Origin of the sequence: Pseudarthrobacter sp. 1C304, from assembly GCF_052245515.1 — a bacterium.
In the GTDB taxonomy this organism is placed as follows: Bacteria; Actinomycetota; Actinomycetes; order Actinomycetales; family Micrococcaceae; genus Arthrobacter.
Genome location: NZ_JBQQCH010000013.1, coordinates 13,678 through 24,962, shown reverse-complemented (window position 1 = coordinate 24,962; position 11,285 = coordinate 13,678). Strand labels below are relative to the sequence as shown.

The window sequence follows — 11,285 nt, the reverse complement described above, 5'->3', positions numbered from 1 at the left end:
CGGGCGCACTTTGACCCGGGCGCGGCGGCCGGGACTGGGATACCCTGCCACTAGGCTTGGTTCCAACCGGGGGAACAGGCCAGTCACCGGCGCCAAAGGGCGCGGCACACGTGGAGGCAGGGCCATGGAAGTCGTCATTCTGTCCGGCAACAAGGCAATCGCCGCGCTGGCGGCCGGCGCTGTGGAGGCGCTGCTGCGGCGCAAGCCCGCTGCCGTCCTGGGCTTGGCCACCGGCTCGTCGCCGCTGCCGGTCTACGACGAGCTGGCGCTGCGGCACGAACGGGCGGGCCTGGACTTCAGCCGCGTGGCCGCCTTCACCCTGGACGAATACGTGGGACTGCCCCACGGCCACCCGGAATCCTACCGCGAGGTGATCAAGCGGGAATTCACCGAGCGGGTGAACATCGACCCGGCGAACGTGCACTGCCCGGACGGCGCCGCGGCGGACGTCCCGGACGCCTGCCGGGCGTTCGAGGACGCCATGCGCGCGGCCGGGGGAGTGGACCTGCAGTTGCTGGGTGTTGGCACCGACGGCCACATCGGCTTCAACGAGCCGGGTTCGTCGCTGGCCTCGCGGACCAGGATCAAGACCCTGATCGAGCAGACACGCCGGGACAATGCGCGGTTCTTCGGCAGCCTGTCCAAGGTTCCGCACCACGTGGTGACCCAGGGCCTGGGAACCATCCTGGCGGCCCGCCATGTGATCCTTATCGCCACGGGCGCGCAGAAGGCGACGGCGGTCCGTGACCTGGTGGAAGGGCCACTCGCCGCCATCTGCCCGGCGTCCGTCCTGCAACTGCATCCGCACGCCACGGTGCTGGTGGACGAGGCTGCGGCGTCGTCGCTGCGGCTCGCCGACTACTACCGGCACAGCTACGAGAACAAGCCCTCATGGCAGGAGCTCTAGCACGCAAACCTGCCTTCCCGACGTCGGGCCGCCGCGGCTGCGTCCCAAAAGCGCCGGCTCCAGCGGCTAAGATGGGACCCATGAACAGCATGACCGATCCTCTCGAAAACGACCCGATGCGCGAGCTCTCCGGTGCCGGGACGTCGACGGCCACCATCGAGCGCGAGGAACTGCGCCAGGAAGTCGAACCCGGTGACCGGGAACGCTTCTCGCACTACGTGCGCAAGGAAAAGATCATGGAATCCGCGCTGTCCGGCGAGCCTGTCATCGCCCTGTGCGGCAAGGTCTGGACGCCGGGCCGCGATCCCAAGAAGTTCCCGGTCTGCCCCGAATGCAAAGAGGTCTACGACGGCCTCCGCCCGGGCAACGACGGCGGCAAGGGCTCCGGCGACAAGTAACGCCACCCGCGCGGCAGGGACGTGCCGGCACGGCGCGTCCGCAGTGCCACGCGCCTGACGACCCGGCGGGCGCTGCCCTCCCGGTGAATGATGCCCGGCCCGTGCTGGCCGGTGACTGCTTACGGATCATCCGAAAAAGATTGGTGTTTTTGTGCTTATGTGGGTTCCCCCGTCAGCGGTTGCAGTGCGCGCAATGGAGGCACCTAAATGACAGAGACACTCTTTGGCGGCCCGGTACTGCCTCCCGCGTACCCCGAGCGGGCAGCGTGGGGCACCGCCCCGAAACTGCGCGCCTGGCAGCAGGAGGCACTGGACCGCTACTTCTCCACGCACCCCAAGGACTTCCTGGCGGTGGCAACCCCCGGCGCCGGCAAGACCACTTTCGCGCTGCGGGTGGCCTCCATGCTGATCGAGGCCAACCTTGTGAACCGGGTGACCATCGTGGCGCCCACGGACCACCTCAAGCGGCAGTGGGCGGACGCTGCCGCGCGGGTGGGTATCGCCATCGACCCCAACTTCAAAAACGCCGACGGCCAGCACGGCCGCGGATTCATCGGCGTCGCGGTCACGTACGCGCAGGTGGCGAGCAAACCGATGCTGCACCGGGCGAAAACCGAGGCGGCCCGCACGCTGGTCATCCTCGACGAGATCCACCACGGCGGCGAGGCATTGTCCTGGGGCGACGGGCTCCGTGAGGCCTTCGAGCCCGCGGCGCGGCGGCTCTCGCTCACCGGTACCCCGTTCCGTTCCGATACTTCGCCGATCCCGTTCGTGGAGTACGCGGAGGACCGGGACGGCATCCGGCGCTCCAAGGCGGACTACACCTACGGTTACGGCAAGGCGCTCCGGGACCACGTGGTCCGTCCGGTGATGTTTATGGCCTATTCCGGCCAGATGCGCTGGCGCACCAGCGGCGGGGAGGAGATGGCGGCCTCCCTGGGCGAAGCGGCTGTCACCAAGGACATCACGTCGCAGGCCTGGCGGACCGCCCTGAACCCGACCGGCGAGTGGATTCCCGCGGTGCTTGCCGGTGCGGACAAGCGCCTGAGCGAGGTCCGCCGGACAGTGCCCGACGCCGGCGGGCTGGTCATCGCGACAGACCACGAGGACGCGCGCGCCTACGCCGGGCAGCTCAAGCGGATCACCGGCCAATCTCCCACCGTCATCCTTTCCGACGACGCGAAGGCCTCTTCCAAGATCGAGGAGTTCTCGGCAGGGGACCAGCGCTGGATGGTGGCGGTGCGGATGGTGTCCGAAGGGGTGGACGTTCCGCGGCTGTCCGTCGGCGTCTACGCGACCTCGACCTCCACACCGCTGTTCTTCGCCCAGGCCGTGGGCCGTTTTGTCCGCGCCCGCAAGCGCGGCGAGACGGCGTCGGTGTTCCTTCCCTCGGTGCCGCAGCTCATGGCGCTGGCGAACTCCATGGAGGCGGAGCGGGACCACGCCCTGGACCGCCCGGAGAAGGAGGACGGCGACGGCCTCTTCAACCCGGAAGACTCGCTGATGGACGAGGCGAACCGCGAGGAGAAGGCCTCCGATTCGCTGACCAAGGGAAAGTTTGAGGCGCTGGATTCGCAGGCCTCATTTGACCGTGTCCTGTTCGACGGCGGCGAGTTCGGCACCGGCGGCGAGGTGGGATCGGAGGACGAACTCGACTTCCTGGGCATTCCCGGCCTGCTCGACGCCGAACAGGTGGGCACGCTGCTGCGCCAGCGGCAGCACGAGCAGCTCAGCCGCAAGAACGCGCGCGCCCCGCAGGGATCGGCCGCGCCGGCCGCCGGGCCCGCTGTCCCGGACCACCGCATGCTGATGGACCTGCGCACCGAACTGGCCAAGAACGTCGCAGCCTGGTCCGCGCGGACCGGCACCCCGCACGGGGTCATCCACACCAAGCTCAGGACCGTCTGCGGCGGTCCGGCCGTGGCGCAGGCCAACGAGGAGCAGTTGCAGACCCGGCTGCGGAAGCTGCAGGACTGGTTCATCGGCAGGAAGTAGCGGCAGGGGCCGCCACGGGCTTTATGGCGCAGAAAAAGGACCGGGAAACCCCGGTCCTTTTTCGTGTTCTCTGAGCGCCCGTCAGGACGGGCTGCCGCCGCTGCGGGGTGCCGCTACTGTCCGCCGCCGGTGCAGAGCTCGCCGAGCTTCTGGCCCGCGGCGGTGTATGCGCCCTGGAGTTCCTCCAGCTTGGCGGTGTCCGGGTTCTCCTGGGCCGACGCGTCCAGGTACTCGATGATGGAGTGCAGCGGAGCCTGCAGCTCGGAGGACGCCGTGGCCTCGATGGGCCGGAGCCTGTTGGCGAGACGGATCATCCCGGCCTTGTCCGCGCTGGAGGTCGGGCCGGCGCCGACGGTCTGGATCCGGGCGCAGGATTCCTCGGTGGTGTCTTGCGGGGCCGAGCAGCCGGCGGCACCGAGCAGGGCCCCGGCAGCGATCAGGACGGTAAGGGTCTTCTTCATGATGTACTCCGGGGTTCCTACTGGTCAGACGGTATTGGCAAGGATTTCGAGTCTACTGTGAGGGCACGGCATTCCGCTCAGCGGGCCGGGCCCTGGCCGCAACAATCGGGCGGCGTTCCGCCCCGGCCGGCAGCCGCGGGCGCGTCAGGCGATGTCGACCCCGCCGAGTTCCATTTCGGCGATGGCGTCCTCGGGATCGCCGGCAACGGCGACGGTCAGGTCCCGCAGGACCGTGACGGAATACCCGGCCTGCACGCCGTCGAGAGCGGTGGCCTTGACGCAGTGGTCGGTGGCGATGCCGACCACCACCACGTCCTCGACGTCGTGGCTCTGCAGCCAGTCGTCGAGCCCGATGGCGTCCTCAGTTTCTTCGCCGTGGGCGTCGTCGCCCCCGGGGGCCCCGGCATCGCCGGCGCCGCCGTCTTCGGAGCGGCCGGCGGTACCTGCGGAGACCGGCATGGCGCCGGGTTTCCGGTCGCCGGTGGGGACGGCGTCGTCCGGGGCCAGCAGCCCTTCAAAGCCCGAATAAGCGGCGGTGAACTGGCCCTTGCGGAAGTAGGCCTGGATGTACTCCGTGTCGAGGTCCGGGTGGAGTTCCGCGCCGCGGGTCCCGGCCACACAGTGCCTCGGCCAGCTATCGGTGAAGTCCGGGTTCTCCGCGAAGTGGGCGCCCGGATCGACGTGCCAGTCCTGCGTGGCCACAATGTGGTCGAACTGCCCGTGGTGGGCGTCGACGTATTCGCTGATGGCGCCCGCGAGCTCGGCCCCGCCCTCGACGGGCAGGGTGCCTCCCTCGCAGAAGTCGTTCTGGACGTCGACGATGATCAGTGCGCGGGACATCAGTTCTCCTCGTAGATGGTGGGGATTGCCGGCTCGCCGCGCTGCAGCCGGTTGACGACGGCGGGGAGCTCCTTCATGGTGTCCGCGTGGCGCTGGCGTGCCCGCAGCACTCCGTCCGCGCCGGTCCAGCCCGGCAGGAGCTCGCCGTTTTTGACGAACTGCTGCAGCAGGGGCCGGTCGTTGCCGTCGTCCTCCGGGCGGTGGCCGATCCCGACGATCTCCTGGGTGGCCGTACCGCGCTCGTTGAGTTTCCGCAGGGCGTACTTGCGCCCGCCCTTGCTGGTCTTGTTCTTCGCAGCCTTCGCCACCGGGATGAACTCGCCGGCGTCGTCCGTGCGGCTGACCAGCTTGTAGACCATGCTGGCCGTCGGGGCTCCGGAGCCGGTCACCAGCGACGTGCCCACGCCGTAGGAATCCACCGGGGCCGACTGCAGGGCGGCGATAGCGAACTCGTCGAGGTCGGACGTGACAATGATGCGGGTCCGCTCATTGCCGAGGTCATCCAGGAGCTGGCGGACCCACTGGGCCTGCGCCACGAGGTCGCCGGAGTCCAGGCGCACCGCCCCGAGTTTGTCACCGGCCAGCTCGACCGCGGTGCGCACGGCCGCCTCGACGTCGTACGTGTCCACGAGCAGGGCGGTGCCGGCGCCCATCGAGGCGATCTGCGCCTCGAAGGCTTCCCGCTCGGAGTCGTGCAGGAGGGTGAAGGAATGCGCCGCCGTGCCGACGGTCTTGAGCCCGTAGCGCAGCCCGGCCTCCAGGTTTGAGGTGCTGTCGAATCCGGCGATGATGGCCGCGCGGGCAGCGGAGACGGCCGATTCCTCCTGGGTGCGGCGGGAGCCCATCTCCACGCACGGGCGGCTGCCCGCTGCGGTGACCATGCGTGAGGCCGCCGACGCGATGGCGCTGTCGTGGTTGAGGATCGAGAGGATGTACGTCTCAAGGATGCAGGCCTCGGCGAACGTGGACTCCACAATCAGGATGGGGGAGTTCGGGAAGTAGGCTTCGCCCTCCGCGTAACCCCAGATGTCCCCGGAGAAGGAGAAGTTGGCCAGGTACTCCAGCGTTTCCTCGTTCACCACCTTGGTGCGGCGCAGGAAGTCGATTTCCACGTCGCCGAAACGGAAGTCCGCCAGGCCCTCCAGCAGTCGGCCGGTGCCGCCCACTATGCCGTAGCGGCGGCCGTCCGGCAGGCGCCGGGCGAAGGCCTCGAACACTGATTTGCGGTGGGCGGCGCCGGAATGCAGTGCGGCCTGCAGCATGGTCAGCTCGTAATGGTCGGTGTACAGGGACGTGCGGGGACGGTCCCAGCCAGCTGAGGTACTCACGGATTCACTCTAGTCCCCACCGGCTCCCACGTCTCGCTTCGCTTCGCCGCGGGGCCCTCGCCGGCGTGGCCCCACCCACCGGCTCCCACGTCTCGCTTCGCTTCGCCGCGGGGCCCTCGCCGGCGTGGCCCCACCCACCGGCTCCCACGTCTCGCTTCGCTTCGCCGCGGGGCCCTCGCCGGCGTGGCCCCGTCCTCCCCATAGAATGGACAGATGACCCTCAGCGTTGCGCTCGGCCCTGACACCCAGGAGAGCACCCAGACCGGAACAGGAACCTCCACCGAGGTCCTGACCGCCCCGGACATCCCATGGAACCTCGTGATCTGGAACGATCCCGTCAACCTGATGAGCTACGTCAGCTACGTCTTCCGCACCTACTTCGGCTACTCCGAGGCGAAGTCCAACAAGCTGATGCTCGAAGTCCACAAGAAGGGCCGCTCCATCGTGGCGCACGGCAGCAAGGAACAGGTGGAGCAGCACGCCGTCGCGATGCACGGCTACGGACTCTGGGCCACGGTGGAGAAGTCCGCCGGCGGCGGCGCAGGCTCAGGCAAAGGCAAGGGAAAACGTGGCTAAGGCATTCAAGTACGGCATCAAGGGCATCACCGGCTACCTGGAACCCGCCGAACGGGACCTCCTGCGCAGCCTCTTCGACGACGTCGTGTCCATGCTGGAGCCGGAGGAACGGGCCAACCAGGATCCCCTCGCCGCGCTGGTGGGGCTCGACGCCGACGCCCGCGAACCCGAGGACCGCGCCCTGCGCCGGCTGCTGCCGAGCGTCTCGAAGACCGATGCCGCAGCCGCGCTGGAGTTCCGCCGGTACACCGAGCGGTCGCTGCGGGAGAGCAAGATCGGCGCCCTGAAGGCCGCGTCGCTCGGGCTGGACAAGGATGAACTGGTCCTGACCCCGGCCGACGCGCGGCACTGGTCCACCGCGCTCAACGACGTCCGGCTGGTGCTCGCCGAACGCCTGGACATCCGGGACGACGAGGACGCCGGTCACGTGCACCTGATGCAGGACTGGTCCCAGGCCGAAGACGTGGAGAGCTACCTGGCCCTCGTCTACAACTTCACCACGTGGCTCCAGGAGTCCCTGGTCCAGGCGATGCTGCAGTCGCTGGATACGCGCCGCTGACCTGCGGGCTGATCTGACATGCCGTGTGACACAGGTGACATGAGTCGGACGACACAATGTGATGGCCGCACCCGGAGCTAAGCCCTATCCTCGAATAATCATGACTTCAGCATCGAACATGGATCCGGCAGCGGCAGCTGCTGCGGACTCCCCAGCGAGCACCAGCGCCAGCAGCCAGACCGTCAGCCAGATGGGATCGCGTCCCATTGGTGTGTTTGATTCCGGCGTCGGCGGGCTCACCGTGGCACGGTCCATCATTGACCAGCTGCCCAACGAATCAATCCTCTACGTCGGCGACACTGCCCACGGGCCCTACGGCCCGCTCCCCATCGCGGAGGTCAGGGCCAACGCCCTGGGCGTGATGGACGAGCTGGTCGATTCCGGCGTCAAGCTGCTGACCATTGCGTGCAACTCGGCGTCCGCCGCGGTGCTGCGCGACGCCCGGGAACGCTACACCGCGCGCTACGGCATTCCCGTCATCGAAGTGATCCAGCCGGCCGTGCGCCGCGCTGTCGCCGCCACCCGCACCGGCCGCGTCGGCGTGATCGGCACCTCGGCCACCGTCGGTTCCCGCGCCTACGAGGACACCTTCGCCGCCGCCCCGGACCTGCAGATCACCTCGGTGGCCTGCCCGGCGTTCGTGCCGTACGTCGAAGCCGGCATCACCACGGGACCGGAACTGCTGGCCGTCGCCCGCGAATACCTTGCCCCGCTCAAGGCGGCCGGGGTGGACACCGTGGTGCTGGGCTGCACGCACTATCCGCTGCTTACCGGCGTCATCTCCTATGTGATGGGGGAGGACGTCACCCTCGTCTCCAGCGCGGAGGAGACCGCCAAGGACGTCTACCGCGCCCTCGCCTCCCGGGGACTGGAACGCGCCGACGCATCCGCACCCTCGCACAACTTCATCGCCACGGGGGACGCCGCACAGTTCGAGCACCTCGCGCGGCGGTTCCTCGGCCCTGAGGTCCTCAGCGTCCGCCACGTGGACCACGTCGCCGCCCAGTACCCCACCGGCAGCCTGGCCAGGATCACGCCGGAAATGATCGCCGCCGCGCAGGCCGGCGCCGGCCGCCCCCGAATCTCCAACTTCGTCGGCGGACCCGCGGGCGGGGGACCCCTGCTGTGAAGCTGACCATCGTGGGCTGCACCGGGTCCTTCCCGGGCCCCGGCTCGCCGGCGTCGTGCTACCTGCTGACCGCCAACGACGGCGAGCGGAACTGGAAGATCGTCCTCGACCTCGGCAGCGGGGCACTCGGGGCCATCCAGCGCTACACGGATCTGGAGGATATCGACGCGATCTTCCTCACGCACCTGCACCCGGACCACTGCATGGACCTGTGCGGCCTGCACGTCGCGGTGCGCTGGAAGCCCGGCGGCTGGGGACGCGGCAGGATCCCCGTGTGGGGGCCCGCCGCCACCGCCGACCGCATGGCCACGGCCTACGGCCTGGACCTGGATCCGGGGATGCACGAGGAATTCGACTTCAGCAACTGGTCCGAGCGCAAGCCGGTGACCATGGGGCCGTTCACCGTCACACCCTATGCCGTGAACCACCCCGTTGAGGAGGCGTACGCGCTCCGCGTGGAGGTCACCGTACCGGACAAGAACGGCCTCCCCGCGACCCGTGTGCTCAGCTACTCGGGGGACACCGATTCCTGCAGCGGCCTGGAGGACGCGGCCCGCGACGCCGACCTGTTCCTCTGCGAGGCGGCGTTCGAGGAAGGCCGCGACGACGGCATCAAGGACGTGCACCTGACCGGCAAGCGGGCGGGGGAGGCCGCGGTGGCGGCGGGGGCCCGGCGGCTGCTGCTGACGCACATTCCGGTCTGGACGTCCCCCACCACGGTCATGGCGGAAGCCAAGGACGTCTTTGGCCAGCATGTGGCCGTGGCTGTGGCAGGCGTGCACTACACCGTCTGAACGCCATCCCCCTGCGTGGTCGATAAGCTAAAGGCATGACTTCCGAAGCCCTGACTGCCCCCATCCTCCGCGCCGACGGCCGCACCCCCGACCAGCTCCGGCCCATCAGCATCACCCGCGGCTGGTCCAAGCAGGCCGAGGGGTCGGCCCTGATCGAGTTCGGCAACACCCGGGTGCTGTGCACGGCCTCGCTCACCGAGGGCGTGCCGCGCTGGCTCAAGGGCGAAGGCCGCGGCTGGGTCACCGCCGAGTACGCCATGCTGCCGCGGGCCACCAACACCCGGTCCGACCGCGAGTCCGTCAAGGGCAAGATCGGCGGACGCACCCACGAGATCTCCCGGCTGATCGGCCGCTCGCTGCGGTCCATCATCGACACCAAGGCCCTGGGCGAAATCACCATCGTGCTGGACTGCGACGTCCTGCAGGCCGACGGCGGAACACGCACCGCCGCGATCACAGGCGCCTACGTGGCGCTGGCCGAGGCCATCCGCTTCGCCCGCGAGAACAAGATGCTGGCCCGCAACGCCCAGCCCCTGACCGACACGATCGCCGCGGTGTCCGTCGGCATCATCGACGGCGTCCCCATGCTGGACCTGCCTTACGTCGAGGACGTCCGGGCCGAGACCGACATGAACGTGGTGGTCACCGGCTCCGGCAAGTTCGTTGAGGTGCAGGGCACCGCCGAAGGCGCACCGTTCGACCGCGACGAGCTCAACAAACTCCTCGACCTGGCCCTGATGGGCACCGAGCAGCTCGCCGCCATCCAGCGCGAAACCCTGGCGGAAGCCCCGTGACCCCAGCACCGGTGCTGGTCCTCGCAACCCACAACCAGGGCAAGCTGCGGGAACTGCGCGAGCTGCTGCGCGGGCAGGTTCCCGGCCTCGACGTCGACACCCAGGTGGTGGACGCGGGCGCCGTTGGCGCCCCCGACGTCGTCGAAACCGGGGTGACCTTTGCCGAGAACTCGCTGCTCAAGGCGCGTGCGGTGGCCGAAGCCACCGGACTCGTGGCGATCGCCGACGACTCCGGGCTTGCCGTCGATGTGCTGGGCGGCGCGCCGGGGATCTTTTCGGCCCGCTGGGCCGGACGCCACGGGGACGACGCCGCCAACCTGCGGCTGCTGCTGGACCAGCTGGCCGACGTGCCGGACGCGTTCCGCGGCGCCGCCTTTGTCTGCGCAGCGGCCTTGGCGGTGCCCGGCGCCGGCGCCGACGAGGGCCGGGAAGTCGTGGAATACGGGCAGCTGGAGGGGACGCTGCTGCGGGAACCCCGCGGGACCGGGGGATTCGGCTACGACCCGGTGCTCCAGCCCAGCGGGCTGGACCGCAGCTGCGCGGAGCTGAGCCCCGAGGAGAAAAACGCGATCAGCCACCGCGGGCACGCGTTCCGGGCGTTGCTCCCGGCCATCGTGGAAGCGCTGTCCGGGCGGTAGCCCCGACAAAGGAAGCGCCCCACCATGGTGGGGCGCTTCCTTTTCAGCCTGTCCGCCGCAGCGGGAGTTACGGCGTCTTGCGTTCCTCTTCGGGCTCGTGCTCCTCGATGAATTCCTCGACAATGTCCGTGCCGTACTTCTCAGACTGGCGCTTGGCGATGAAGCCGCGGGCGACCTCGATGAAGATCGGAATGACCGAGACGAGGACGATCACGATGAAGATGATGTCCAGGTTTTCGCGCACCCACGGGAAGGTGTCGCCCAGCAGGTAGCCCAGCAGGGTCACGCCGCCGCCCCACAGCACCGCGCCGACGACGTTGAAGAAGAAGAACTTGCGCTTGTCCATCTGGGCCACGCCCACGATCACCGGCACGAAGGTCCGGATGATCGGCACGAAACGCGCCAGGATCAGGGCCTTGCCGCCGTGCTTTTCGAAGAAGGCATGCGCGCTCTCGACGTTTTCGCGCTTGAACAGCCGGGAGTTGGGCTTGTTGAAGATGGCCGGGCCGGCCTTCGAACCGATCAGGTAGCCCACCTGGTTCCCGATGATCGCCGCGACAATGATGAGCGCTATGAACGCCCAGATGTTGACCTTGATGGTGCCGGTGGCCACCAGCAGGCCGGCCGTGAACAGCATGGAGTCGCCCGGCAGGAAGAAGCCCACCAGCAGGCCGGTTTCGGCGAAGATGATGCCGCAGACCAGCAGCACGACCCACGGCGCCAGGGCGGGGTCGGCCAGGAAGACCTGGGGGTTCAGCCAGTCGGGCAGGAAGGAGGCCAGCTGGGGCTGGACCGGTCCTGCGCCGCCGATCGTGGACACGGCAAAGTCGCTCAAAGCTAAAAGGTTCACCCGTTAAGGGTACTTG

Annotated in this window: 13 protein-coding genes; 9 read left to right on the top strand and 4 right to left on the bottom strand. The window is 68.8% G+C overall.

Translation table 11 applies throughout. The features are described from left to right. Nucleotides 1–124: 124 nt before the first annotated feature. The 3 genes from nagB to ACTWQD_RS17650 all read left to right on the top strand — a co-directional run bounded on the left by nagB (nucleotide 125) and on the right by ACTWQD_RS17650 (nucleotide 3,300). Nucleotides 125–907 (top strand): glucosamine-6-phosphate deaminase, encoded by a 783-nt coding sequence (gene nagB / locus ACTWQD_RS17660; RefSeq protein WP_443197426.1) that lies wholly within the window; start codon nucleotides 125–127, stop codon nucleotides 905–907. A gap of 89 nt (nucleotides 908–996) precedes the next feature. Beyond that, on the top strand, nucleotides 997–1,305 hold the full coding sequence (locus ACTWQD_RS17655; protein ID WP_395940323.1) for a DUF3039 domain-containing protein: 309 nt from the start codon (nucleotides 997–999) through the stop codon (nucleotides 1,303–1,305). Nucleotides 1,306–1,512: 207 nt separating this feature from the next. Continuing rightward, a complete protein-coding gene (locus ACTWQD_RS17650; RefSeq protein WP_443197425.1) occupies nucleotides 1,513–3,300 on the top strand; it encodes a DEAD/DEAH box helicase in 1,788 nt (595 codons plus the stop codon). A gap of 113 nt (nucleotides 3,301–3,413) precedes the next feature. Here ACTWQD_RS17650 and ACTWQD_RS17645 read toward each other — a convergent pair whose 3' ends face one another. The 3 genes from ACTWQD_RS17645 to ACTWQD_RS17635 form a co-directional block, all read right to left on the bottom strand. Continuing rightward, on the bottom strand, nucleotides 3,414–3,761 hold the full coding sequence (locus tag ACTWQD_RS17645; protein WP_443197424.1) for a hypothetical protein: 348 nt from the start codon (nucleotides 3,759–3,761) through the stop codon (nucleotides 3,414–3,416). 144 nt (nucleotides 3,762–3,905) lie between these two features. Further along, entirely contained in the window at nucleotides 3,906–4,601 is a 696-nt protein-coding gene (locus ACTWQD_RS17640) for an isochorismatase family protein (RefSeq protein ID WP_443197423.1), read from the bottom strand. Next, nucleotides 4,601–5,929 carry a nicotinate phosphoribosyltransferase gene (locus tag ACTWQD_RS17635; protein WP_443197422.1) on the bottom strand — a complete coding sequence of 443 codons (1,329 nt, stop codon included), beginning with the start codon at nucleotides 5,927–5,929 and terminating at the stop codon, nucleotides 4,601–4,603. Before ACTWQD_RS17635 ends, ACTWQD_RS17640 begins: the two co-directional genes overlap by 1 nt. Nucleotides 5,930–6,142: 213 nt before the next feature. On the opposite strand from ACTWQD_RS17635, the gene clpS reads away from it, so the two are divergent. The 6 genes from clpS (at nucleotide 6,143) to rdgB (ending at nucleotide 10,419) form a co-directional block, all read left to right on the top strand. Then, entirely contained in the window at nucleotides 6,143–6,505 is a 363-nt protein-coding gene (gene clpS, locus ACTWQD_RS17630; RefSeq protein WP_443197421.1) for an ATP-dependent Clp protease adapter ClpS, read from the top strand. Continuing rightward, the gene (locus tag ACTWQD_RS17625) at nucleotides 6,498–7,064 is read left to right on the top strand and encodes a DUF2017 domain-containing protein (protein ID WP_443197420.1); all 567 of its coding nucleotides are present in this window, start codon (nucleotides 6,498–6,500) and stop codon (nucleotides 7,062–7,064) included. Before clpS ends, ACTWQD_RS17625 begins: the two co-directional genes overlap by 8 nt. 118 nt (nucleotides 7,065–7,182) lie before the next feature. Beyond that, on the top strand, nucleotides 7,183–8,193 hold the full coding sequence (gene murI, locus ACTWQD_RS17620) for a glutamate racemase (protein ID WP_443197451.1): 1,011 nt from the start codon (nucleotides 7,183–7,185) through the stop codon (nucleotides 8,191–8,193). Further along, nucleotides 8,190–8,987 (top strand): MBL fold metallo-hydrolase, encoded by a 798-nt coding sequence (locus ACTWQD_RS17615; protein ID WP_443197419.1) that lies wholly within the window; start codon nucleotides 8,190–8,192, stop codon nucleotides 8,985–8,987. The genes murI and ACTWQD_RS17615 overlap by 4 nt, the downstream gene beginning before the upstream one ends. A 35-nt stretch (nucleotides 8,988–9,022) precedes the next feature. Then, nucleotides 9,023–9,781 (top strand): ribonuclease PH, encoded by a 759-nt coding sequence (gene rph / locus ACTWQD_RS17610; RefSeq protein WP_443197418.1) that lies wholly within the window; start codon nucleotides 9,023–9,025, stop codon nucleotides 9,779–9,781. Next, nucleotides 9,778–10,419: an RdgB/HAM1 family non-canonical purine NTP pyrophosphatase gene (rdgB, locus tag ACTWQD_RS17605; RefSeq protein WP_443197417.1), complete on the top strand. Its 642-nt coding sequence runs from the start codon at nucleotides 9,778–9,780 to the stop codon at nucleotides 10,417–10,419. Before rph ends, rdgB begins: the two co-directional genes overlap by 4 nt. A 67-nt stretch (nucleotides 10,420–10,486) precedes the next feature. Here the strand turns inward: rdgB and ACTWQD_RS17600 are convergent, their stop codons facing one another. Next, entirely contained in the window at nucleotides 10,487–11,254 is a 768-nt protein-coding gene (locus ACTWQD_RS17600; protein ID WP_443197450.1) for a DedA family protein, read from the bottom strand. Nucleotides 11,255–11,285: the final 31 nt, after the last annotated feature.

Bases quoted from the DNA above. Each gene is read 5' to 3' on its own strand.
- ACTWQD_RS17645 (WP_443197424.1), bottom strand. From the start codon at position 3,761: ATGAAGAAGACCCTTACCGTCCTGATCGCTGCCGGGGCCCTGCTCGGT.
- ACTWQD_RS17655 (WP_395940323.1), top strand. From the start codon at position 997: ATGACCGATCCTCTCGAAAACGACCCGATGCGCGAGCTCTCCGGTGCC.
- murI (WP_443197451.1), top strand. From the start codon at position 7,183: ATGGATCCGGCAGCGGCAGCTGCTGCGGACTCCCCAGCGAGCACCAGC.
- ACTWQD_RS17640 (WP_443197423.1), bottom strand. From the start codon at position 4,601: ATGTCCCGCGCACTGATCATCGTCGACGTCCAGAACGACTTCTGCGAG.
- ACTWQD_RS17650 (WP_443197425.1), top strand. From the start codon at position 1,513: ATGACAGAGACACTCTTTGGCGGCCCGGTACTGCCTCCCGCGTACCCC.
- nagB (WP_443197426.1), top strand. From the start codon at position 125: ATGGAAGTCGTCATTCTGTCCGGCAACAAGGCAATCGCCGCGCTGGCG.
- clpS (WP_443197421.1), top strand. From the start codon at position 6,143: ATGACCCTCAGCGTTGCGCTCGGCCCTGACACCCAGGAGAGCACCCAG.
- rph (WP_443197418.1), top strand. From the start codon at position 9,023: ATGACTTCCGAAGCCCTGACTGCCCCCATCCTCCGCGCCGACGGCCGC.